General features: G+C 44.3%; 19 protein-coding genes. 7 read left to right on the forward strand and 12 right to left on the reverse strand.

Annotated elements, in window-relative coordinates; translation table 11 throughout:
* Positions 1 to 186 precede the first annotated feature (186 nt).
* Positions 187 to 2,664 carry an IPT/TIG domain-containing protein gene (locus ACP2WE_RS24575; RefSeq protein ID WP_425218156.1) on the forward strand — a complete coding sequence of 826 codons (2,478 nt, stop codon included), beginning with the start codon at positions 187 to 189 and terminating at the stop codon, positions 2,662 to 2,664.
* Between the two features lie 81 nt (positions 2,665 to 2,745).
* Entirely contained in the window at positions 2,746 to 3,366 is a 621-nt protein-coding gene (locus ACP2WE_RS24580) for a COG3650 family protein (protein ID WP_425218157.1), read from the forward strand.
* A 138-nt stretch (positions 3,367 to 3,504) separates the two neighbouring features.
* On the opposite strand, the gene ACP2WE_RS24585 is transcribed toward ACP2WE_RS24580, so the two are convergent.
* Complete coding sequence (locus ACP2WE_RS24585; RefSeq protein WP_425218158.1) at positions 3,505 to 4,794, reverse strand: SufS family cysteine desulfurase; 1,290 nt, start codon at positions 4,792 to 4,794, stop codon at positions 3,505 to 3,507.
* Positions 4,795 to 5,284: 490 nt separating this feature from the next.
* Between ACP2WE_RS24585 and ACP2WE_RS24590 the strand changes: the two genes are divergently transcribed.
* Together ACP2WE_RS24590 and ACP2WE_RS24595 are read left to right on the forward strand one after the other, a co-directional pair.
* Positions 5,285 to 7,114, forward strand: coding sequence for a two-component system response regulator (locus tag ACP2WE_RS24590; RefSeq protein ID WP_425218159.1), 1,830 nt, complete (start codon positions 5,285 to 5,287; stop codon positions 7,112 to 7,114).
* 139 nt (positions 7,115 to 7,253) lie between these two features.
* Positions 7,254 to 8,027, forward strand: a complete 774-nt coding sequence (locus tag ACP2WE_RS24595) for an energy-coupling factor ABC transporter ATP-binding protein (protein WP_425218160.1) — start codon at positions 7,254 to 7,256, stop codon at positions 8,025 to 8,027.
* 63 nt (positions 8,028 to 8,090) lie between these two features.
* Here ACP2WE_RS24595 and ACP2WE_RS24600 read toward each other — a convergent pair whose 3' ends face one another.
* The 5 genes from ACP2WE_RS24600 to ACP2WE_RS24620 all read right to left on the reverse strand — a co-directional run bounded on the left by ACP2WE_RS24600 (position 8,091) and on the right by ACP2WE_RS24620 (position 15,134).
* Positions 8,091 to 9,029, reverse strand: a complete 939-nt coding sequence (locus ACP2WE_RS24600) for a GDP-L-fucose synthase family protein (RefSeq protein ID WP_425218161.1) — start codon at positions 9,027 to 9,029, stop codon at positions 8,091 to 8,093.
* Between the two features lie 185 nt (positions 9,030 to 9,214).
* Positions 9,215 to 10,285, reverse strand: coding sequence for a GDP-mannose 4,6-dehydratase (gmd, locus tag ACP2WE_RS24605; RefSeq protein ID WP_425218162.1), 1,071 nt, complete (start codon positions 10,283 to 10,285; stop codon positions 9,215 to 9,217).
* Between the two features lie 98 nt (positions 10,286 to 10,383).
* Positions 10,384 to 12,105: an EAL domain-containing response regulator gene (locus tag ACP2WE_RS24610; RefSeq protein ID WP_425218163.1), complete on the reverse strand. Its 1,722-nt coding sequence runs from the start codon at positions 12,103 to 12,105 to the stop codon at positions 10,384 to 10,386.
* Entirely contained in the window at positions 12,102 to 13,733 is a 1,632-nt protein-coding gene (locus ACP2WE_RS24615) for a sensor histidine kinase (RefSeq protein ID WP_425218164.1), read from the reverse strand. Before ACP2WE_RS24615 ends, ACP2WE_RS24610 begins: the two co-directional genes overlap by 4 nt.
* A 63-nt stretch (positions 13,734 to 13,796) precedes the next feature.
* Positions 13,797 to 15,134, reverse strand: coding sequence for a TldD/PmbA family protein (locus ACP2WE_RS24620; RefSeq protein WP_425218165.1), 1,338 nt, complete (start codon positions 15,132 to 15,134; stop codon positions 13,797 to 13,799).
* 201 nt (positions 15,135 to 15,335) lie between these two features.
* On the opposite strand from ACP2WE_RS24620, the gene ACP2WE_RS24625 reads away from it, so the two are divergent.
* Positions 15,336 to 15,530 carry a heavy-metal-associated domain-containing protein gene (locus ACP2WE_RS24625; protein ID WP_425218166.1) on the forward strand — a complete coding sequence of 65 codons (195 nt, stop codon included), beginning with the start codon at positions 15,336 to 15,338 and terminating at the stop codon, positions 15,528 to 15,530.
* 36 nt (positions 15,531 to 15,566) lie between these two features.
* Here the strand turns inward: ACP2WE_RS24625 and ACP2WE_RS24630 are convergent, their stop codons facing one another.
* Positions 15,567 to 15,851 carry a hypothetical protein gene (locus ACP2WE_RS24630; protein ID WP_425218167.1) on the reverse strand — a complete coding sequence of 95 codons (285 nt, stop codon included), beginning with the start codon at positions 15,849 to 15,851 and terminating at the stop codon, positions 15,567 to 15,569.
* 93 nt (positions 15,852 to 15,944) lie between these two features.
* Positions 15,945 to 17,720, reverse strand: a complete 1,776-nt coding sequence (locus ACP2WE_RS24635; RefSeq protein ID WP_425218168.1) for a protein kinase domain-containing protein — start codon at positions 17,718 to 17,720, stop codon at positions 15,945 to 15,947.
* A 153-nt stretch (positions 17,721 to 17,873) separates the two neighbouring features.
* Between ACP2WE_RS24635 and ACP2WE_RS24640 the strand changes: the two genes are divergently transcribed.
* Positions 17,874 to 18,248 carry a hypothetical protein gene (locus ACP2WE_RS24640; protein WP_425218169.1) on the forward strand — a complete coding sequence of 125 codons (375 nt, stop codon included), beginning with the start codon at positions 17,874 to 17,876 and terminating at the stop codon, positions 18,246 to 18,248.
* Between the two features lie 171 nt (positions 18,249 to 18,419).
* Here ACP2WE_RS24640 and ftsH read toward each other — a convergent pair whose 3' ends face one another.
* The 4 genes from ftsH to ACP2WE_RS24660 all read right to left on the reverse strand — a co-directional run bounded on the left by ftsH (position 18,420) and on the right by ACP2WE_RS24660 (position 23,261).
* The gene (gene ftsH / locus ACP2WE_RS24645) at positions 18,420 to 20,306 is read right to left on the reverse strand and encodes an ATP-dependent zinc metalloprotease FtsH (protein ID WP_425218170.1); all 1,887 of its coding nucleotides are present in this window, start codon (positions 20,304 to 20,306) and stop codon (positions 18,420 to 18,422) included.
* Between the two features lie 241 nt (positions 20,307 to 20,547).
* The gene (locus ACP2WE_RS24650; RefSeq protein WP_425218171.1) at positions 20,548 to 20,730 is read right to left on the reverse strand and encodes a hypothetical protein; all 183 of its coding nucleotides are present in this window, start codon (positions 20,728 to 20,730) and stop codon (positions 20,548 to 20,550) included.
* 22 nt (positions 20,731 to 20,752) lie between these two features.
* Positions 20,753 to 21,289 (reverse strand): ATP synthase subunit B family protein, encoded by a 537-nt coding sequence (locus tag ACP2WE_RS24655; protein WP_425218172.1) that lies wholly within the window; start codon positions 21,287 to 21,289, stop codon positions 20,753 to 20,755.
* A 790-nt stretch (positions 21,290 to 22,079) separates the two neighbouring features.
* Positions 22,080 to 23,261, reverse strand: coding sequence for an aspartate aminotransferase (locus tag ACP2WE_RS24660; RefSeq protein ID WP_425218173.1), 1,182 nt, complete (start codon positions 23,259 to 23,261; stop codon positions 22,080 to 22,082).
* 228 nt (positions 23,262 to 23,489) lie between these two features.
* Here ACP2WE_RS24660 and ACP2WE_RS24665 point away from each other — a divergent pair, with 228 nt between their 5' ends.
* Positions 23,490 to 24,236: an ABC transporter permease gene (locus ACP2WE_RS24665; RefSeq protein WP_425218185.1), complete on the forward strand. Its 747-nt coding sequence runs from the start codon at positions 23,490 to 23,492 to the stop codon at positions 24,234 to 24,236.
* The last annotated feature ends 73 nt before the right edge of the window (positions 24,237 to 24,309 follow it).

Genomic DNA, 24,309 nt, shown 5'->3' on the forward strand with positions numbered 1-24,309 from the left:
TCTGGTGCTCAATGGAACCGTCACAATGTTGCTCAAGTCTTGAAGCATCGTTGTGCTTACCTCAACGGTTATTTCTATGCCCCTAAGTATATTTACTCAGTGCCTAATTGAGATGCTCCCAATGAGATATCTGAAAGTGCCTTCGCTGCGATTACAAATATTCTCCGACAAGATCGAAAATCATTATTGCAAAATTTAATTATCAGTATCGACCATCCATCTATTGCAATAAAAAAATTTGCATTAAAAGAACTTGCTAAATTTGGTTCTGACGCAATTGAATCTCTCGATAAATTACTGGATCTTGCTGCTAATAATGTGTATTTAGAAGAAGATTTGATTTTGATAAAAGCCTTCAATGCCGCCAATACAATTATCACACAAGAAGATTTGATAAAAACCATCAATGCAATTATCACAGAAGAAGATAAGTCAGAAGTATTACAAAAATGCATAAATCTGCTAGAAGGTGATAATCCTAAATTATTACCTTTCAAACTAATAAAAGATTTAAACGTCTCGCCAGAAGATAAAAATAAACTGGAAAAAGCTCTTTGGGATTCTCTCTATAAATGTCAAAAAACTGATTTTGTTAGCAATCAGATTTTTGATGTGATTTATGAGATAACAGAGAACAAAGATAGACTAATCGACAATATTATACTGAATAATCGATTCTTAACCGAACAGAAGTATGGGTTAATTTTTGGATGGATAAAATTCAGAAACTCAAGTAATCTAAGCAGTGTTTTAGTAGAAAAGTGGAAATCTTCTAATGAAGTGAAAGAAGTTATTTCAAATATTATTATTGAAGCTATAAATGATGGGGATTACAACACAAAAATAAAAACTATAGGATGGTTACAAAATGTATTATCTGATAACGACTTACCACCTAATCTTCATAAACAAATAAAGCAAGTACTAAGTAAGCAAGCTTTTGGTTCTTCTGGGTCTGATATTCAATCGCTTGCAAAAAATGCATTAAATCAATTAAATCAGTTAGATCAAATAGAGCATCCACAGGAATATTCGAATCAAAGCGAGGATGAAAAAAAGAAAGAAGTTCTAGAAATATTCCAAACAAAAACATTTACTGAACAAATTGCTTATATTCAAAATCTAATTGAAGCGGATGCTAATGAAAGAGATGAAAACCTACAATTTATTGTCGATTTATGGATACAATGGATTGTCGATCTTGATACCGATAAAGCATCTCTAGTAAGAATAACTGCTGACAAAATACGTACTACCACTCATGCTGTAATACCTCTTGTAAACCAGCTTGAGCAAGGTTGGCAGGCAAAAGATGATTTCAAAATTAAAATTCGTAACAAAATTATAGAGTCTGAAAAAAACCTAGACTGCTTGAAGCCTACATTTGGGACTCTCCTACCTCCTGCTCAGCAGAAAAGTCTTGAAGGCTTAAGAGAGTGGTTGAGTTCAATTAAGGAGCAACCTAGTAACTATTCAGAGCAAATTAGATCGGAATTTGATAAAAAACAAGCTGATAGGCAATTAGCTGAAAAAATCCTTGAAATACTTGTAAAAGAGGAGATAGACAATTTTAAGCTGCAAGTACAAAAACGTATTGCTCGGCAGTTGGCTGATATGAGCGATGATAGATTTTTTGCTACCGCTTCTAAAGAATACGAAAACATCAAAGAAGAACTACGAAAACATGCTGTACCAGCACTGGCACGTAGATTACCCAAAGAATCTGATATCGAAATTCGTGAGAGTATGGCTCGTGTTTTAGGAAATGTTGGCGGGACATTTGCTGTAGATGCTTTAGCCCAAGCTGTAGTTGGCGAAGAACGAACGAGAACGGCTCGTCAAGATTTATTAGCTAAGTATTATTTAGAGCCATCAAAGGCACGTAGCGAAGAGGCAGCTAGCATATTAAAAGGAGCAGTCCAAGAAGCGAAAAAAACTCTGTGGATGCTGCAAGGTTTGAATGTAGCGGTTTTTGCCGCAGGAATAATTATGCTTACAGGTGGTGTGTTTATAAGCATAAATGGTGAGAATGAAGCAAAGCGTGTTGCTGGCGGGTTAGCAGGAATTGGTGGACTTTCTGGTCTAATCGTTCAAATGGTCAACGATCCCCTCAAACGCATTCAAAATGCCATGTCAAACTTAATTCAAGCCGAAACTGCTTTTACCAGTTTTATTTGGGAACTGAACCTGAATGGTACTTATATTCAAAGCCAATATGTTGCTGAAGGAATTATAAGCAATGAAGAGATCGATCAAACCGTCGATCGTATTGAAAATTCCATGAATTTGACTATGAATCTGGTTTCCGAGCATTTAAATAGTGAAAATCAAGGCATTTTCCCTCGACTAAGTAGCTTAGTTCCTCCTGTTAGCGAAGTTGAGAAAGTCATAACTATCTACGGTCAAAACCTAAAAAAAAGGGACACTACAAATAGACTTGTTGCGATAAACCACAGGTTAATTGACTCAGAAGCTATCACGTCTTGGAATGAAAACACAGTTAAATTTAAGCTTCCATCTAAAATTCCAAGTATTGGAACTGAGCATGGATCGGTATGGGTCAGCTTATTTGTTGACGGAACTGAAAGTAATGTTCTTCCCTTGCAAGTTTTAAGAAATCCATCTCCTCCTACTTTGAATCTTGAGAATAACGACCAGTTATAATTGCTGATTTGAATGCTTGGCTGCGCGATCGCAAATCAAGGCTAAAATTAAGGGAATAGAATGCCGATTGAAGAGGAAACTATGCCCAAAACAGCAGGTGTAATTCGTCAACTTAGCCTTATCCCATTCTTAGCATTAGGAATGCTGCTTCCCCAAACCGCACAGGCAAAATCTCCCCCCATCATAAGATCGGTGCGGGGAATTACCTTCACGCAGTTGCAATTTGTAGCCTCAGAGAGCAAACCTATTCCAGCACTAGAAACCGCAATTCGCCAAGCCTCCCCCAGCTATGTAGACGCTGTTCGGAATAAATTTACGCGCCCTGCTACTTACTCTTACAGCCTGATAGACTTGAATGGAGATGGGAAGCCTGAAGCGATCGTCTATCCCCAAAGCTCCTATTTCTGCGGTACTGGGGGTTGCACCTTGATGATTTTTCAACCTGATGCCCAAGGCTATCGTTTAATTGGCAATATCCCCGTCAGTCGCAAGCCGATTATTGTCACCAACCAAAAGACCAACGGTTGGAAAGATTTAATTCGTCGTACCGCAGGTGGTGGTTATCCGCTTAGCTATTCCTATTTGCGCTACAGTCAGGGCGAATATACGGTGACCAACGAAGTGCCCAACAATACTGCTGTGAGGGGGAAAGCAGTACTTACCGACGATACGGATAAAGGCTTTGAGTTGAAAGCAGAATGAGTCACCCCTATTGAGTATCCCCCTTACAAAAGGGAAGATGAGTGTTCCATTCTTTTGCAAAGGGGACTGGGGGGATTCCTTGGGATGTATAGCGTTTGAGGTTTTCTTATCCCAAGCTGAAGTTATCCTAGTAAAAAACTAGCTCATAACGCTATGAAAGAAACTCAGCGCATCTTTGAGAGCGGCAATGAATCCGTCAATCTCTGACTTGGTATTGTAGAAATACAGACTTGCCCTTGCCGTTCCACTAATACCGAGATAGCGATGTAAGGGTTGCGTGCAATGATGCCCCGACCGAATTGCGACACCTGATTGATCTAACATTGCCGCAATATCATTGGCATGAATATCGCCCTTCACCGTAAAAGCAGCCAAACCTGCCCTGTTTGTCAGAGGTCCATAGATAGTCAAGTCAGGAATTTGCTGTAATTGTTCGATCAGGTATGAAGTTAATTCTTGCTCGTAGTCATGAATTTTATCCATTCCGATCGCAGTGAGATAATCCACAGCCGCACCTAGGGCGATCGCTTCGCCAATGGCAGGCGTACCTGCTTCAAATTTGTGAGGTGGGTCGGCATAGGTAGAGCGATCGAGAAAGACCTCGGCAATCATCTCACCACCGCCCATAAACGGTGACATCGAACGCAGCAGATCTAATTTGCCATACAGGAACCCAATTCCCGTAGGCGCACACATTTTGTGTCCAGATGCTACCAACCAATCGCAATCCATTGCCTGCACGTCAATGGGCATATGTGGAATGCTCTGACAGGCATCAATGAGAACCTTAGCCCCCTTAGCATGCGCCAGTTGAATAATATCTACGACAGGTGAGATACAGCCTAAGGTGTTGGAGACATGAACCACAGACACCAGTTTCGTCTTGTCGCTCAGTAAGGATTTGTACTGCTCTAGGTCAAACTTGCCTGTTTCTGTAGGAGTAACAAATTTCAGGACAGCCCCAGTTCTCTGTGCGATCAACTGCCAGGGCACAATGTTGCTGTGGTGCTCCATGACCGTGAGGATAATCTCATCGCCTTTTTGCAAGCTATCTAAGCCCCAAGCATAGGCAACCAGATTGATCGCTTCACTAGCATTGCGGGTATAAACGATTTCTTGCGGCGATCGCGCATTGATAAACTTAGCGACCTTCTCTCTTGCCCCTTCATAGGCATCCGTAGCACGACCACTGAGGGTATGTGCGCCGCGATGCACGTTGGCGTTATCATGCTCGTAATAACTGCGCCATGCATTGAGAACTGCGATCGGTTTCTGGGAACTTGCCGCGTTATCAAAATAGATCAAGGGTTTGCCATTTACTTCTTGGTCTAAAATTGGAAAGTCAGCTCTTACTCGATCGGCTAGGGATGTTGCGGAGGAGTCTATAGAGGAATCAGTCAAAGACGGTTTGACGTAAGCTAAAGTCATGATGCGTATGGGACACCTGTGAAGTTAAAAGAGAATTTAAAACTGGCTAATCAATTTTTTAACCTAATTTGCATTTAACTATAGCGATCCTTAATTGTTTGCGAACGTAGTACGAGTTTCCAGCCCATACAGGCAAGATGCCTATGCTACAAATTTACAACTTATTTAGGAGCGTTATATATTGTTTGCTAATTGCATCTTAACATCGCATCTTAGTAGCAAGAGTTACCAAAATTCTTTCTTAGTAAAGGTGCAATAATTCAAAGCATTGAGGTCTATATAACTCCAAATCAATGTGTATTTGTACGAGATCGACAAAGATTGCTAAATCTTTACGAGTAAGTCCTCAAAATTCTACAACATCACCCAATTGGGTGAACGGCGTGGGGGATGCTTCGATCTAAGCCCCAACCTATAATCCTATGGTTACTCCTCTTGCAAAATAAATTAGGATTGTTTATCGCAATTCCTCCACTTAATGCCACATTTTATGGATGAGTCAGCAGATATCGTTAAAGGCAAAATTTTAGTTATTGACGATACACCCACTAACATCGCGCTTTTAATGGATTTTCTGCCCAATTGGGGGTATGAAGTAGAAGCTGCAAATTGCGGCATGGCAGGACTAACTGCAGCAAAAATATTTGCTCCAGATTTAATCCTCTTAGACATCAAAATGCCCGACCTTAATGGCTATGAGGTTTGCCAACAGCTTAAAGCAGATCCAACAACGCAAGATATTCCTATAGTTTTTTTAAGTGCCCTCAACGAGATCCTAGACAAGGTCAAGGCATTTGAAGTAGGGGGCGTAGACTACATGACAAAACCCTTGCAATTGCGAGAGGTGCTCGTGCGTGTAGAAAATCAAATGTCTTTGCTAGCGGCAAAAGCTGAGATCAGAAAATTAAATACCGACCTTGAAGAACGTGTAAAGCTAAGAACCGCTCAATTAGAGCAAGAAATTCAAAAGCATGTCTCAACTCAAAAACAATTACAGCATTTAGCTTTCCACGATCCCCTCACAGATTTACCCAATCGATCGCTGTTTATCGAACGACTCGCACAATCGCTGAAACGGATCAAATATCGTTCCGATTATCGCTTCGCTGTTTTATTTCTCGACTGCGATCGCTTTAAGTTGATCAATGAATCGCTCGGACATCTGTTGGGCGATATGTTGCTTGTAGAGTTTGCCGATCGGCTCAAGCAAATCATTCGTTCTGTAGATAGTGTGGCACGCTTTGGTGGCGATGAGTTCTCAATATTATTGGAAGAGATAGACGATCCTAAGGATGCGCTCGATGTTGCAAACCACATTCTAGAATCCCTCAATACAGGTCCTTTTATCTTAGGAGACAAAGAGATTTTCATCAATGTCAGTATTGGCATTGTTTTTGGTCATCCAAGTTACGATCTGCCCGATACAATTTTACGGGATGCCGATACAGCCATGTATCAAGCGAAAGAAAAGGGGAAAGCTTGCTATCAGGTCTTTCATCCCGATATGCATATTTTTACGCGCAAAGCCTTTGAATTACAGACAGATTTACGCTTAGCCCTAGAGCAACAACAATTTATGCTCTACTATCAGCCTGTCATTTCCTTAGCCACTGGCGATCTGGCTGGCTTTGAAGCACTGATTCGCTGGAATCATCCTACAGAAGGCTTTATCTCTCCATCCAAATTTATTCCCGTTGCTGAGGAGACTGGACTGATTGCCCAAATTGGGGAATGGACATTGCAAGAAGCCTGTCGTCAAATCAAAGCTTGGCAAGAAAAGTTTGGCAAACAATTCTCTGTTAGGATTAACGTTAACCTCTCTGTCAAACAGTTTTCACTCCCCGATCTAATGGAGCGCATCGATCGCATTCTTTCTGATACAGGTGTTAACGGCAGTATGCTAAAGCTAGAAATTACCGAAACCGCAATTATGGATAATGCTGAATCGGCAGACTTGATTTTCAAACAGCTTAAGGAGCGAGAAATTCAACTCTGTATTGATGATTTTGGCACGGGCTATTCCTCTCTCAACTATCTCCATCGCTTTCCAGTTAAGACGCTTAAAATCGATCGCTCCTTTATTAGCATCATCGAAGACGGCAATCTAGAGCACTCTCATCAGTCTTTGATCGTACAAGCGATCGTTACTCTAGCGCATCAATTAGGAATGGACGTTGTCGCTGAAGGGGTTGAAACTGCTGAGCAGGTGATGTATCTCAAGCAGATTGGTTGTGAATTTGCCCAAGGTTATTACTTCGATAAACCTCTACCTCCCGATCTTACAGAAAAAGTAATTATTAAAGGCAGCTATTCAATTTGATCCCAATTTTAATTAGGATCGTGGATTTAATCACGCATAATTCTTGCATAGGATGTGAAATAGTCGCTCTGGTAATCATCTGAGACGATCTCAGGTAACTATCGTGAAACCTAGAATTTAAAGACAAAACAGCTTTCCTATGCACCATAATCCCATTGATATCGAGAATCTTAGTTATACCTATAGCGATCGCACGCAAGCCCTTCGAGGTGTGAATTTATCGATTCGGGCAGGAGAAAGCGTAGCACTCGTGGGTGCAAATGGTTCGGGGAAATCAACACTGCTGCTGCACCTCAATGGGGTATTACTGCCGCAGCAAGGAAGTGTGAGTATTGGCGAGAAATCAGTCAATTCCAAAAATCTGCGCTGGGTGCGAAACTTTGTGGGTTTGGTGTTTCAAAATCCCGACGATCAGTTGTTCATGCCTACTGTCTGGGAAGATGTCGCCTTTGGCCCGATGAATCAGGGGCATCGCGATCGCGAACTCGATTTCCGCGTGCACCAAGCTATGACAGCCGTAGGTTTAGATCTAGAAATCTATAGACATCGCCAGTCTCAAAATCTATCGGGGGGCGAAAAAAAGCGGGTGGCGATCGCAGGGGTAATCGCCATGCAGCCGCAGGTGCTGGTATTTGATGAACCTTCTGCACAGCTCGATCCGCGATCGCGCCGCCAGTTGATCGAGCTATTACAGAGCTTGCCTGTGACCCAACTGATTGCGACCCACGATCTAGATTTAGCCCTAGAGATATGCGATCGTACCGTTGTACTAAGCCAAGGGCAGATCGCCTATGATGGTCATACCGAAACCGTACTGAGTAATGCTAAATTTCTTGCCAGCCATGCCTTAGAGATGCCGCTCAGCTATAGTCGCCCCTATTGCCTCATCGAACATGCTCCTGTAAAAGCCTAGATCGCATGGGACAGGCATGCGAAAGCCTCCGATGGAACTGCCCCTGCGAACGATCGTTCTGTTCTAGTCTGCGTTTTGGCGATACCAGTCGATTGTATTTTTTAGCCCCTGACGGAAATCGACCTGAGCCGTAAATCCGAAAGCTTGCTTAGCACGCTCAATATCAAGACAGCGACGGGGCTGACCGTTAGGCTGATCGACTTGCCAAACAATTTCCCCATCAAATCCCATTAATTCGCAAATCAGCTCGATCAGGGTCTTGATCGAAATTTCATAGCCTGTTCCTAGATTTACAGGATCGGCTTCGTTATAATGTTGGGTTCCCATGACAATGCCACGCGCCGCATCTTCCGAATAAATGAATTCGCGGGTGGGTGTCCCATCTCCCCAAACATAAAGCTTGCGATCGCCCTGTTGCTGCGCCTCATAGACTTTACGAATCAACGCAGGAATCACATGGGAACTCTTAGGATCGAAGTTATCCGCAGGTCCGTACAAATTCACTGGCAATAGATAGATACCATTAAAACCATATTGCTGGCGGTAGGATTGCAATTGCACGAGTAGTGCTTTTTTGGCGACCCCATAGGGCGCATTGGTTTCTTCGGGGTAGCCATTCCAAAGATCGTCTTCTTTAAAAGGAACAGGCGTAAATTTAGGATAGGCACAGATCGTTCCCACACAGACAAACTTCTGCACGCCTGCTTGATAGGCAGCATGGATGAGCTGGGTTCCCATAATCAAATTGTCATAAAACAATTCGGCGGGTTTTTCACGATTTAAGCCAATCCCACCAACATGCGCGGCAAGATGAATCACGATTTGCTGCTCTCGTACGACCTGCTCGCAAACAGATAGAGACCGCAGATCGTAGTCGCGCGATCGCGGAATCGAAATTAGGTCTTTGTTTGCTCCTGCTGCCAATAGCTGTGCGACGACCTGCTGTCCTAAAAAGCCAGCACCGCCTGTGACTAAAATTTTTTGCGTACTTAGGTTACTCACTTGATTCCTCATTTAATCTTCAATAGTTCGCTAAAATTCGCTCAATGTCTTTGACCCATATACAAATAGGTCAAGATTACCCCCTTTAATTCCCCCTTACACTAGCCGCAAAGCAACTTTCCTAAGTGGAAAATCGGAAGTTTGCTTCCCTTTCCCTTTGAGAAGGGCTAAGAAGGGGTACTTCTCTACCAATTTGCAGTGCCAGAATTTTGACGCAACGTGGCAATATCCTCTGAGGGACTTCCATTGGGTGTTTCTAGTCCCAATGCCTGCATATCGGCATCGACCATCAGGCGAACCAAGTCTTTGAAGGTTACCTTAGGCTCCCATCCTAGCTTCTGCCGTGCTTTTGTAGGATCGCCTAACAACAATTCCACCTCGGCAGGACGGAAGTAACGAGGGTCGATTTCCACATAGTCCTCCCAATTGAGATTGACATGGGCAAAGGCAAGTTCTAAAAACTCGCGAACGGAATGGGTCTCACCTGTCGCAACCACATAATCATCAGGTTCGGGCTGTTGCAACATCAACCACATCGCTTCTACATAGTCTTTGGCATAGCCCCAGTCTCGTTTGGCATCGAGGTTCCCCATAAACAGCTTTTTTTGTTTCCCCGCAACGATGCAAGCGATCGCCCTCGTAATCTTACGGGTTACAAAAGTTTCCCCCCGCCTAGGACTTTCGTGATTGAATAGAATGCCATTACAGGCAAATAAGTTGTAAGACTCGCGATAATTGATCGTTTGCCAGTGGGCATAGACCTTAGCACAGGCATAGGGACTACGCGGATAGAAAGGCGTTTGTTCGTTTTGAGGAACTGCCTGCACCAAGCCATACATTTCTGAGGAGCCAGCCTGATAAAATCGCACCTCATTCCCTGTGCGTTGCTGATATTCGCGAATGGTCTCTAGCAAACGTAGCGTTCCCATACCTACGGTGTCTACCGTGTATTGGGGCGAATCAAAACTCACGCGTACGTGAGATTGTGCTCCTAGATTGTAGATTTCGTGGGGTTGAACTGCTTCTAAAATGCGTCTGAGCGTCGTCCCATCTGTGAGATCGCCATAGTGCAGAAATAGTTTAGTCTCTGGTAGGTGGGGATCTTGATAGATGTGATCGATGCGATCGGTATTAATTGTAGAGGCGCGACGTACAATGCCGTGAACTTGATATCCTTTAGACAACAAAAGTTCCGAAATATAGGAACCATCTTGTCCAGTAATTCCTGTTAGGAGGGCTCGTTTTGAATTACTCATGTAGGTTGCAAGCTGATGGTTGGTGGATGTTAAGTATGAACAAACAATGAATTATTGGGTTCGATCTATAGCATACCCGTCAAACCACGATAAAACCACTATAAGTGTTTATGCTCAATCAACATATTTTCAAATTCTTCGGGGGGCACAGGACGACTAAACAAATAGCCTTGCATGCGATCGCAGCCATTTCTTGTTAAAAAATCCAACTGCTCTTCCGTCTCAACGCCTTCAGCAACGACACGCAACGATAAATTATGGGCTAGCTCGATCATGGCGATCGTAATAGCGGCATCATGCCGATCGGTGGTGACATCTTGGACAAAACAGCGATCGATTTTTAGCGTGTCAACGGGAAAATGCTTGAGATAACTCAAGGAGGAATAGCCCGTACCAAAATCATCGATCGCAATTTGGACACCAATTTTTCGTAGTTCAGAAAGAACTTGAATCGTGCGATCGCTATTTTGCATGATCTCACTTTCAGTTAGTTCAATTTCTAGGTAATGGGGGGCAACATGGTAATCTCTTAAATTTTTGGCGACCGTTTGCCGCAGGTTATCTTGCAAACGAAAGTGCTGACCCGAGAGATTGATGGCAATCCGACCATGGGGGATTTCCTTTTGGTGCCAAGCCTGAATCTGCTGACAGACAGATGTAATTACGAGTTCACCTAAACGGACAATTAACCCTGTCTCTTCAGCGATCGGAATAAATTTACCAGGCGCAACTAAACCCAACTCAGGGTGTTGCCAGCGAATTAATGCTTCAGCGCCAACAATTTGCTTAGTTTTTAGATCGAGTAGAGGTTGGTAGTGGATCCGAAACTCATGGCGATCGAACGCTTGATGGAGGCTATTTGCCAACGCCATGTATTCGGAAGATTGCGTGTTGAGTTGAGAACTATAAAACTGATAGCAATTTCTGCCTTGAGCTTTGGCATGATACATGGCAAGATCGGCACTTTTGATCAATTCATCCGCTTCATGTTGGTCGTGAGGGTAGAGCGTGATGCCAATGTTGGTCGTGATAAAGATGTTCTGATCGCTCAGGCTAAATGGTTTGGCAAGCAAATCTAGAATTTTTTGAACTTTTTGTTTGACCTGATCGATACTTATTGTGTCAGCAAGGATGATCGCAAACTCATCCCCCCTGAGGCGAGCCACAACATCAGAGGGAGCTACATGTCTTCGCAACCTCTCAGCAAGGCTTTTAAATACGCGATCGCCAATATCATAGCCCAAGGAGTTATTAATGATATTAAAGTTGTCAATCTCTAACAAGAGTAAGGCGATTTGCTTGTGATTGAGTTGCGAATGCAGAATAGAATCTCTCAGCAAACTATGGAACAAAATCCGATTGGGCAGTTGCGTGATCTCGTCATAGTGGGATAGGTTCTCTAGTTTGACAGCAGCTTGATCGCTCTCTTCTTGATAGTGTTCTTTAATCGCATTATATTTGCGGAGGCGGGCAGCGATCGACCCCAGAAGCTCCTCAGAGGTAAAGGGCTTAGTTAAGTAATCGTCTGCACCTAATTGCATGGCTTGACGCATGTCAGCTTTTTCGGCTTTTGCTGTCAAGAAAACAAACGGAATCATGCCCGTTTCAGGATTTTGTCGCAAAATGCTCAAGGCTCCATATCCATCTAGCTCTGGCATCGCCACATCCGAGATAATCAAGTTGGGTAAATGGGTCTGAGCCATATGTACACCCACCAAGCCATTCTCTGCCCCCAAAACATTAAACCCCTCATAGGTCAATGTCTCCATAATTTCTTCACGGAGTGCATCGATATCCTCAATTACTAAAATTGTAGTCATAACTGAACCGGAAGTAAGAAGGTAAACGTTGTGCCAGTGTCAACCTCACTTTGCACGCTGATTGTGCCACCAAGCAACTCTGTCGATGCCATGGCGATCGCCAAGCCCAAACCAGTGCCAGAGATCTTGCCCACATTACGAGCGCGGAAAAACGGCTCAAAGATGTGGGCTTGGTCTGCAAGAGTAATCCCCACGCCCGAATCGGAGACTTGAAACGCAAGGCGATCGGGTTGCTCAGATGGCTGTATGACAGTTAACACGATCGCGCCACCCATCGGAGAATATTTGATCGCATTAGAAAGCAGGTTTGTTAAAATTTTATGCACAAGGTTGGCATCAGTAATACAGGTTTCTTGTTTACACAGCTTCTTAAATTCTAAGCTATGCTGCTCTGTTGCCATAAAGCGAATTTCCTCGATCGCATTTTTGCAAAAACTCTCTAATTGAACCTCTTGAGGTTTTACAGCCAATCGACCTGACTCGACCTTGCCAATCGTTAACAACTCTTCTAACAGGGCAGTCATATTTCTGATCTCCTGTTGAATTTTATCAAAGTGGGTGAGTTTTTTCTCTTCAGACATTCTATCGCTGTAATGCCGCAGTAGATCGCTTGCTACTTGAATGGTTGCAAGCGGCGTACGAAATTCATGGGATGCCATTGCCACAAATTGTGACTTTAACTCATGCAGTTCCTTTTCCTTTTGTAAAGATCGCTTAAGTTCCTCTAGACTATTCTCTAGTTGTGTTGTGCGTTCTTCGACTTGCCTTTCTAGATTGCGATTTAGTTCTTGAATGCGGGTAAACGACTCGGCTTGTTGAATCGCAATCGACACATGGTTAGCAATTTTCTGAAGGGATTCGATTTCAAATTGTTGCCATTTCCGAGGTTCGTAGCACTGATGGGCAACCAACAACCCCCACAATCGATCACCAAATCCAATCGACACCACGAGGTTGGCTCGAATCTGAAACCCAAGCAGTAATTGCTTGTAACACTCGCTAATTGGCTCAGTCTCGACGTCATTAACACTGCTGTAGGCACCATGATAGTACTTAGCAATTCGATCTGGGTCAAAACAAGGATCGTAAATCGTTTCACCCAAAATGGCGATCGCTTGATTCATGGCAGACTCAACCACAAATGTGCCGCTCCAATCTGGATGAAATCGATAAATGAGTACCCGATCTGCTTGCAATAGATGACGAGATTCTTCCACAGAGACCGCTAAAATCTGGTCGAGGTTAAGTTCTCGTTGAATCTTAAGGGCAATCGTCCCAAGTAGGCGTTCTCGTTCGTTCTGATAACGCAGCCACTCTTCAGTCCGTTTGCGCTCGGTAATATCTCGTAAGGAAGCAATGATATAGGTAACTTCTCCATCCTTTTGCGTTTCAAAAATTCGCATCTCGGCGGTTATCATTTGACCATTGGCATGAAGAATATCTATGTCTGTTCTTTCTCCAGCTATGATTGGTAAACCAAATTCTTCTCCAATCAATTCTTTAGTTCTGCGATTAAACAAAACTTCAGCAGCATGGTTAGCATAGCGAACAATTCCTGCACGATCTACGACAACCACAGCATCTAAGTGTTCTTGGATTAAATCAATTTGATCTAAAATTTCCTGCATAGAGACGATCTACTGTAGGTATAACCCAAGTTTGCATTACCTGTTGAGCCCTAAACGATACAATTAACTGCGAGCTGCTACTCCCAATTGGGCAAAGAGAATTGCTGGAACCAGCGCACCACCACCAACCCATTCTGTTTCGCTGCTCAAATCTATCAACTCTTTAAAGGCTGAAAAAATATTGCCAGCTACCATGGTATTTTTTACACGCCCTACGATCTTGCCTCGTTCCACTTTATAGCCAAGGTCAAGGTTGACTGAAAACTCACCTGCCAGTTGATTGGACTGACCAGCCCCCAAAACTTGATCGACAATTAACCCCTCCTCCATCTGCGCGATCAGATCGGCATAGCTCGTCTTACTTGGCGCAATGCAGAGGTTGATCGTGTTAGGGAAAGGGCGAGATAACCCTCCTCGAAAACCATTGCCTGTCGATCGCCTTTCAGCCTTTGCTGCCCAACGCCTATCCCAATAAAAGCATTCTACCGCACCTTGGTTGACAAATGTTTTGGCTGAAGTAGGCGTACCTTCATCGTCAAAACCACAAGCCGAAACGCCGAGGGCAGGGTCTTCAAATATGGTCAAACGCCGATCGAACAGGGTTTGCCCCAATTTATCAGCGAGGGGAGAGGCTTTTTGCGCGATCGCTTGCCCAGAGAGGACGGTATCAAATAATCCCCCAATCGTGCTAGCTACGGCTCTAGGTGTAAATAACACGGGTAAAGTGCCACTGCGAACTTGGGCTAGGGATTCCGACCATCGATATTTTTGAATTACCTGTTCTACAAGGCGATCGTAATCAGGCTCGCCCTGACGCACGACTTCATAGCTATAGGCTTGAAGAAAATCTTCGCCCTTGACCAAGTTGCCACCCAAGCTAGAACTGGTGGTGTGATTGCGCCTTGTTGCCATCACACCTAAGCTGGTGGCGATTGCGGTGAGACGCGATCGAAGATGGAAATCGACGTTAACTAAAATCTCAGGATTGTATGCTCTGACTTGGCTGATGAGGCGATCGCCGATGGTAACTAGACGATCGGTTGTCGGTTGCGGGCTCAATTCAGCTTCAGAGGTAGTATTAGAGGGGATGGCTTCTGAGGCAAATTCAAAATCGGCAGGCTCACCGATCTCTGCGGTTTGAACTGCGGCAGCAACAAGATCGTCAAGGCGAGATAAATCCGTAGAGCTGGCAAACCCAATTTTGCCATGGGCAATTACCCGTAAAGCTACCCCCTGCTGTGCTTTTGTTTGTAGGCTTTTGAGCCGATTGTTTTCAAACTCAATCGGTGTATCTTCGGTGCTGAGATAGTAAGCCTCGGCAGACTCGGTGCAGGTTTTGGCTTGGGTTAACAAATTGTCTAAGGTTTGCTCGGGCGAGAGCTTGGCGATCGCAGATTTCAAGGTTTTGTTAAATCCAGTTTTGTTAAATGTTTTACACTCTTATAAGTATATCCATAGCCATTCGATTTACCGTCTATCTTCTCGGGTAGAATTGATTCCTGGCTGATAGAATTAACGGTCATAGGGTAATCAGTTTTGCCTATGTCCTGTATTCTAAGAGAACCTTCAAATTAGAACTTCTACATATCGGAGAATCACTTTATGTCAATTGAGTTAAAGGTTCCATCGATCGCCTGTTCGGGCTGTGTGGATACGGTCACTAAGGCAATCCAGTCTGTCGATCCCACTGCCACGGTGACAGGCGATGCTACGACCAAGATCGTATCGGTTCAAGCTCAAATTAGTGAGGACGAAATTAAAGCTGCGATCGCTGCCGCAGGTCACACAGTTGCTTAATTTACATGCCAATTTGAATTCTGTGCGATCGCAACGTCATCTATCTTTAAAAGGGTCAAAGAATGAAACTGCTTCAACAGTAGATCCTGTGTTGAAGTCTTCACTAAATATCTCTGAAATTTGATAGATCCTTGCCGTTGCCCAGATTTGTGCATCCCAAAAGCTAAAGCTGTGAGTTTCTACGCCGCGAACTGCTTCGAGCAAAACAGCTTTTGTGATATAGCGGTTTTCAAATGAGAACAGTACGGGCATCGCACTCCGCAAACCAACCAGAGATATCAGAACGAGAAGCAGCATTAAATGCCTCAGTAATCGCATCATGAAGTTCATCTTTAGTCCTAGGAGCTATAGAACGCAGGAGATAGCCTTGACCTTAGACCAAAACAGTTCAATAGGCGATAACTCAGGTGAAATTTAATCGAGCTTAATTAAGTTGGAAATCTTCCACTTGCCATTCTCAAAACGCAGCTCACAGCGATATTTGCCCTGAGAGGGGAGTGATTGTGAGCGATCGATCTGACCATTTACATACAATGTTGGCGCTTCAACGATCTCTACCGTAACCAGCGCCCGATCGCCTTCTCTTTGAAAATCTCCTGCGGGCTTCACCGCAAAGGCACCAAATTCGTAGTAAGCATTATTATTTTGCAACCAGTCAATCGAACCGCTGCGCTTTTCATAGGCATCGCCTGTGGTTAGTTCGGCAAGTCTAGCGCGATCGAAAGGCGGGGCAAACATTTGACGCTTAGCCGAGACCAATTCTCTAATGCGGCTTATGGCTTTTGCTTCGGTGAGAACTTGGAGCGTACCAGCATCTTTAGAAGGATTTGTGGGAACTGGCGTAGGTGTCACGACAACAGGTGTATTCGTCGGTTCTACAATCGGGGTCGATCGCTCAGGTGTGGGCGTTAGTGTTGCTGTTGCTGTGGCAGAAGGCTTTGGGGTAGGTAATTCGGAAATTGGAGTTGTCTTGGCTGGGGTGGTTGGAGTGGGTGCGATCGCCTGTTGATTGCCTCTGGTTGCGAATAGAACACCCACAGCGATCGCGGAGAGCATGGCTCCTACCCATAATCCAAGAAATAGTCCTTTATTCCCTGATTGAGAACGCGTTTCTTGTGTGGGCTGGAGAAAAGGCTGAGGGATGAGATTGGGAACCTGCTGTGTCGGAGCTTGTGAGGCAGTTGGATCTGGAGAAGGCGTTTGAACGGGCAAAGGAAGTGGCTGGGGCTGGGGCGCAGAAAGGATGGGTGGAATCGGCTGGGGTGAAATGTAAGTAGACTCAAGTACAGATTGGGTGACTTGCTGGGATAGGGGTTGAGCAGGAGACTGAATTGGGGATTGAATGGGGGATTGAGTGGGAAGATAGGGCGAAGTCACCTGTCGCAAAACCTGTAGAACTTCCGTTGCGGTTTCATAGCGATCTTTATAGTGATAGCGTGTCATCTTGGTCAAAACTTCCACAAGTCCAGTTTGGGCAGCGACCAAATGCTGCCAACTCAACTCACCCGTTTGCTTATCTTCTGGAATCTTGCGAGGGCTTAACCCCGTTAAAATCTGAATCCCAATCATACCTAGGGCAAAGAGATCGCTACTGGGGCGAGGTTTTCCTTGTCCCTGCTCAGAGGACATATACCCAGGTGTCCCGATCGCGACGGTGGCGCTGATCTGTCCCTGTTGCACGATTAATTGGCTCTGGACCTGCTTAATTGCACCAAAATCAATCAGGATTAACTTGCGATCGCTCTGACGACGGATCAAATTATCAGGCTTGATATCGCGATGAATTACACCTTGACTATGGACATATGCCAAGACCTCTAAAACATCAACCAGAATTTGAACCGCCTCAGTTTCACTGTATTTTCTACCTGTTTGGATCTCATCGTTAAGCGAATGTCCCTCGATAAATTCTTCGACGAGGTAAAACTCTTGATTTTCCTCAAAATAAGCTAGTAAGCGTGGAATCTGGTCGTGATGCCCGAGTTTTGCAAGCGTTGTTGCCTCACTTGTAAAGAGACGGCTGGCAATTTGCAGATAGTTGGGGTCTGTGCTGGCAGGTTTGAGATGTTTGACCACACAAACAGGCTCACCCGGAATCTTCAGGTCTTGAGCCAGATAGGTATGCCCAAAGCCCCCTGAGCCCAAGCTGCGAACGATGCGGTAACGTCTGTCTAGTAGTTGACCAATCATAGAGCTATGGTAGCCTGAGTTGCCAAATTACAGAAGATAGGGCACATACTAATTTTAATTACGGCAGTTTTCATCTTTTTGGGTTAAAGTTCCAGTTTTCCATTTGAACTTAACTTCCGTGATGCCAAGCAGTTTTGGGGGGTGGAAGATTTTATGCAAACCTCTGAAGTAGGTGTCACCAAGGCTGCTAATTTATCGCTTTTTATGGTGATACCAATTTCACTTGAATTTGCAACAGATCGAGGTTTGAGTTCCGCGCAGAGCGCGGTCTTTTCAAAAAGATGCGTTGCATCATTTTTTGAAAATGGTATGAGTCTCTCTCACCGTCTCTTACAGGATTTTCGCCATACCAATCAGGAGTTGAGTATTCTGGATCTGAAGGCAGGGTTTCGTGGATTCAAGTATGTGCAGGAAGTCCTGAAATTACTTCCGCAAAAACCAGACCCTATTTTATTGGCGTCTATTTTTACCAATGTTGCTAACTTAGGGGCTATCCACCCTATTCCTTCGTTTGCAGATACCCTTTGATTTGGCGAAGGTATTGTTTATTTAGAATGATTTGAGATTTAGAGGAGATGTAAAGAATTTCACCAAAGATAGGGAATCTCATGTTTTTCGATCCCGAACTAAAGGAAATAAAAAAGGTGGACATTTCTGTCCACCTTTTTGGGAATTGATTCTTGAAACGATATTCAAAAATTATAGGACAGGAACGAAACGTTCTTTTTCAGGGACTGTGGTGTACTCAGAAATCACGCGACGGAATTCTTCGCCATCGATGGTTTCTTTATCCACGAGAATATCGACAACGCGATCGATCGCAGCACGATTTTCGTACATGATTTGTAAGGCAGTTTGATAACAGGCCTGGACAATTTCGCGAACTTGCTGGTCGATGCGTGCGGTGATTTCTTCTGAAAATTCAGAGCGAGACATCAAATCGCGTCCTAAGAAGACTTCATTATTGCGACCTTCCAGCGACAGAGGCCCAATATCAGACATACCAAAGCGAGTTACCATTTGCCGCGCCATACCCGTCACCTGTTGCAAATCGTTGCCTGCCCCTGTGGTAATCTCTTGACTGCCAAAAACAGCTTCCTCAGCAGCCCTACCACCCAAAGCACCCGTGATTCTAGCAAGGATTTGAGAGCGAGAAATCAAGAACTGCTCGTCGGAAGGAGAGAACCAAGTCAGCCCAGCCGCTTGTCCGCGTGGAATCAGCGTCACTTTTTGTACGGGATCGTGTTCTTTAATCAAAGTACCAACGATCGCGTGACCGACTTCATGATAGGCAATCAAGCGCTTGTTCTTACTATCTACCAAAGCCTTTCCTTCCAAGCCAGCGATCACGCGATCCACCGCATCATCGATTTCTGACATCGCGATCGCATCTTTGCGACGGCGGGCGGTGAGAATAGCTGCTTCGTTCAGTAAGTTGGCAAGGTCTGCCCCTGAGAACCCGGGAGTGCGACGCGCGATCGCTTCTAGAGAAACTTCAGGACTAATCTTTTTGCCCTTGGCATGCACGTTCAATACCTGCAAGCGACCCTTAATATCGGGAGGATCGACGGAAATCTGGCGATCGAAGCGACCGGGACGAAGTAAGGCTGTATCTAGAACATCGGGACGGTTGGTTGCCGCAATGATAATGATGCCTGTATTGCCTTCAAACCCATCCATTTCCGTGAGAATTTGGTTGAGGGTTTGTTCGCGTTCGTCATTACCACCGCCAATGCCTGCGCCACGTTGGCGACCGACCGCATCAATTTCGTCAATAAAGATGATGCAAGGAGCGCTTTCCTTCGCTTTTTTAAATAGATCGCGAACGCGGGAAGCACCTACACCCACAAACATCTCGACGAATTCAGAACCAGAGACAGAGAAAAAGGGTACGCCTGCTTCGCCAGCGATCGCTTTTGCTAGCAAGGTCTTACCAGTCCCAGGAGGTCCAATCAACAATACGCCTTTAGGAATTTTGGCTCCCACTGCGGTAAAGCGTTCGGGTTTCTTTAGGAATGTCACCACTTCCTGCAATTCTTCTTTAGCTTCTTCGATGCCTGCGACATCATCAAATTTCACACCAGTCTGAGCATCCATCGAGAAACGAGCTTTAGATTTGCCAAAATCCATGGCTTGACCTGGACCGCCCATTTGATTAGAACGACGAAATAGGAAAAACAAGCCAGCAATCAAGGCGATCGGGAAAATCAAGTTGCTGATAAATCCCCAAAAAGCGCCATTATTACTGGGAGGATAAACAGCTAAATCGACTTTATTCTCATTTAACTTACCCATCAGTTCAGGTGCATAAAGAGGTAGGTCAACTCTGGCACGCTGTTCTTTGCCCTCTAATTGTGGGTCAGTTGCTACGACGATCGCTGTCCGCCCACCATCAAAAATGTCTACTTTCCGAACGCGATGTTCGTCAAGGTATTCTAAAAAGCGGCTATAGGATATGCGTGTATTTGCGGCATTAATATTTAATTGAGGCTGCACTGGTCGCGAAAAAAGGGTTTGCCAAAGAAAAAATAATATGACGACTATGGGTAGAGACCACAGAAGTATGGTTTTCCATGAAGATTTCATAAACTCGAAGAGCCTCTTGCTCAAATTTTTCTTAACTAAACTTAACTTATCACGATCAAAAGCCTGAGCGTATAAATTCTCAGGGAATGGCAAAAAATCCTCCCATCGTTATAGATCGAGCGCTCCTAAAACGATTAAAACCAAGAGTTGTAGCATGCTTCCAATCGGAGAGTATCTAGAAGTTAGGAATTATTTGTGAATTCTTAAGAATAGCTATCTCGACTATCCCTAATCCTTGCCATCAATCCCGAGCGTTATCGTCTTTGGTCAAAAATGCAAGGGTATAGAAAGAATGGTGGTTAAATGGTGTTGTGACAAACCCCTCAAGGCGCTTTGCGTCTGACAAATTTGTGTAGAGATGGACAGACTGCAAGTCAAGAATCCCGTCAATATCCGACGTAACCGCGATTCTCGTGGCAATCATGAGGGTGTCGATCGAGATGGAACTAATGCCGAAGCTCTTGTCTACCGTTTTGCACAATTTTGAGGGCGTCTAGAAGATCGGATTCTAAATTGCCCAAAATGCGATCGCAATATTCATCTGCACCACGTTGTAGGTCAGATACTTCGGCTGAAACATGTTGACGGATTGATTCAATTTCTTTTTGAGCTTGACGGCGTTGTTGGGTTAGTTCATTGACCGTCTGGGCGCGCATTTCCTCGCAATCTTCTTGCGTACGACGACGCAGTTGATTGGCTTCTAGATCGACTTGCCGGAGAATTGCCGACTCTTCTACTAACTTTGCTGCGCGTAACTCTGCGACCTTGACAATCTCATCGGCATATTGCTCTGCCTCAATCATAATCTCTTGCTTGTACTGAAGAATTTCTTCAGCTTTGGCGATCGAGTCGGGGACTGACAAACGCACTTGGTCAATTTGCTTGCATACTCTTTCTTCATCAATTACGGTATGACCCATAATCCGAGGACCACTTTCTAGGAGCATTTCCTCTAGTCGATCTAACTCTTTATGCAAAGTCATAAAGTACTCAGCACGGCTCACTAGATCGCTGGAACTTGCATCTCTAGAGCTGGAGTAATTACCGTTCTCTTTGGATTTTGTTGTTAAGTTGTCGGATATCATCTGTTGCTGTCTTTACTAGAATCTTGCTTATATTGGCAGGGGATTTGTAAATGTTTGACGTAACCGAAGGTAGACAACCTTTAGATTTCTAGCCTATCAGTTTCTTATGGTCAATTGTCTTTAAAAATCGTACGTAATAATTCTAAGGAATTGTACTTAATCATTAAAGTGATTTTCGATAAGATTACGCCAAATGTAGTATTGACTTATAAATACCATAGTGACTTTACGTATGATATTTATATTTGTTCCTATACGATACCAAAAGTACGAACGAATTAACCATACGTTTTCTGTAAGTACTTATGGAATTAACATTAGAAAATCTAACTTTATCGTATTCCTAGAGAACTTTGCAAACTAAGGCAACTCAACGACTGAGAGACTGAGTCACTAATAGCAGCAGTCAAAAAAATAAGTATTTTAAAATACATAAATTAAATTTGCCAGCAAGAAATGGAGCGATTCTTATCGTTAAGAATTCATGAAAAAGACTGCATAATCTACCTTTAGTGCAAGTGATAAAAGCCAATCTCGATCTTAACTGCCAATCATTTAAAAACAGGAAATTATGGTGAATTCAAAAAACGAATCCACTAAGAAATCTTTCAAAAATATGGGTGATTTTGATAAGAAATCGTCTGATTTTGGCGAATATTCGCCATATCTAAGAAATTTGGAAAAAAATTTACTGATAGCGTATCCCTGCTTGTTTGAGGCGGTCGAGGGCTTCACCCAAGCGATCGCAGTCAGCGATTAAACTAATCCGCACATAGCCTTCTCCGCCTTTCCCAAAGGCACTACCGGGGGTCAAAACAATCCCCGTACGCTGTAAAACATCAAGGGCAAAATCCGTAGAAGTCATACCTGGTGGGCAAGGAACCCAGAGATACATGGTGGCGTAGGTCTTGGGAATTGTCCAACCCAACTTTGCCAATCCGTCAATTAAAAAATCCCGTCGCTCGCGATACCGAAAACGGACTGCCTCTAGATAGGATTCTGGCAGATTTAAAGCAGTTTCTGCGGCGGTCTGAATGGCTGAAAAGATGCCGTAGTCAAGATTGGTTTTGAGCGTTCGCAGTCCTTGAATCACATGACGATTGCCCACCACAAAGCCCACGCGCCATCCTGCCATGTTGTAGGTCTTGGATAGGGTATGAAACTCTACGCCGATATCTTTACCACCAGGAATCTCCAACAAACTGGTGGGTTGATAGCCATCAAAGGCAAGTTCGGCATAGCAAAGGTCATGCACTAATAAAATTTGGTATTTCTGGGCAAACGCCACGATGTCTTCAAATAATTTGCGGGGGGCGATCGCTGCCGTAGGGTTGCTTGGATAGTTAAAGTACAGAACTTTTGCCCTTCGTGCAATATCTTCAGGAATGCTATCGAGGTCGATTACCCAATCATTTTCAGGTTTGAGAATGAGCTCGTAAATCTCTGCCCCAGCAATTAACGGACCGCGAAAGTGCGCAGGGTAGGCGGGACTGGGCACGAGCACTAAGTCACCTGGATCGATAAAGGCAAGGGCTAAGTGGGTTAAGCCTTCTTTAGAGCCAATCAGAGGTAAAGCTTCCCCCTCCGAATCGAGCTTGACATTGTAACGGCGGTAATACCAATCTGTAATGGCACGACGAAAATTAGATGTGCCTTCAAAGGGAGGATAACCATGATTGCGGGTGTCTTGAATTGCCGCGATCGCGCTCTCAACCACAGGTGCAGGTGTAGCCCCATCTGGATTACCCATGCCCAAGTCGATTAGATCTAGCCCTTGCGCTTTTGCTCTAAGTTTTAGTTCATCTAACCTAGCAAACACATAGGGGGGGAGATTTCCTAGCCTTTGGGCAGGCTTCAGCCAGTCTTTCATGAATATTTTGGGGATGAGGGAAAAGCCGTAGCAAATGTTAATTTTGCAGACAACTATGATACTAAATATTACCTACCAGAAATCAATACCACTGGGTATTTCTAGGGAATTTCTAGAGAGTTGCTAGAGAATTTCTAGTTATCGTTAAAATTTCCTAACAAAACACTGCCAAAAATATAGAGATAAAAATTTGTGCTCGTACCACCCGTCGATCTTAGTTTAGAGCAGATGTCCTTGGCTCTGGGGTTGATGGCAATGACCATCAGCTTATCTTTTTGGCAAAAATTGGGTTTAGCCTCTAACTTGGCGATCGCAACGCTTCGCAGTGTCGTGCAGTTGACGATTGTGGGCTATCTGCTCGATGCCGTATTTGATATTAAACAAGCATGGGCGGTGCTATTCATTTTGGCGCTCATGAGTACTGTCGCCGCCAAAGAGGCAAAAGATCGAATAGGTAAAAAAGTGCCCTATGCCCTTCCGATTGTCTGGGGTTCTGTCTTACTGGGCACGGGGGGGATTTTGGCTTACACGCTCTCAATCGTGGTACGTCCTGGGGTTTGGTACGAACCGCAGTACTTAATTCCCCTAGCTGGCATGATTTTGGGGAATTCGATGAACGGTGCGGCGATCGCAGCGGAACGTCTAACTAAGTCAATTTCACAGCAAGCCAATGCGATCGAAACGCAACTTTGTCTGGGTGCAAAACCACAGCAAGCGATCGCAACCTATCAAAAAGAGGCAATCAAGGCTGCCATGATTCCCAGTATCAACGGCATGATGGTGGCAGGGGTGGTGGCACTACCAGGCATGATGACGGGGCAAATTTTGAGTGGGGTATCCCCCCTATTAGCAACGCGCTACCAGTTAGTAATTTTATTTGCGATCGTGGCAGCAAATTTACTTACAACACTTTTTCTGACAAAAGCATTGAGCCGCCAGTTTTTTACTGCGGCTCAACAACTAAAGCTACCTTAAGGTATATGGGGCAGACATACTTCGACTTGGTTCAGTACAAGCAAGATGTCGCCCCCCCCTACGAGCGGAAACG

This window comes from Tumidithrix helvetica PCC 7403 (assembly GCF_965232925.1).
In the GTDB taxonomy this organism is placed as follows: Bacteria; Cyanobacteriota; Cyanobacteriia; order Pseudanabaenales; family Pseudanabaenaceae; genus Tumidithrix; species Tumidithrix helvetica.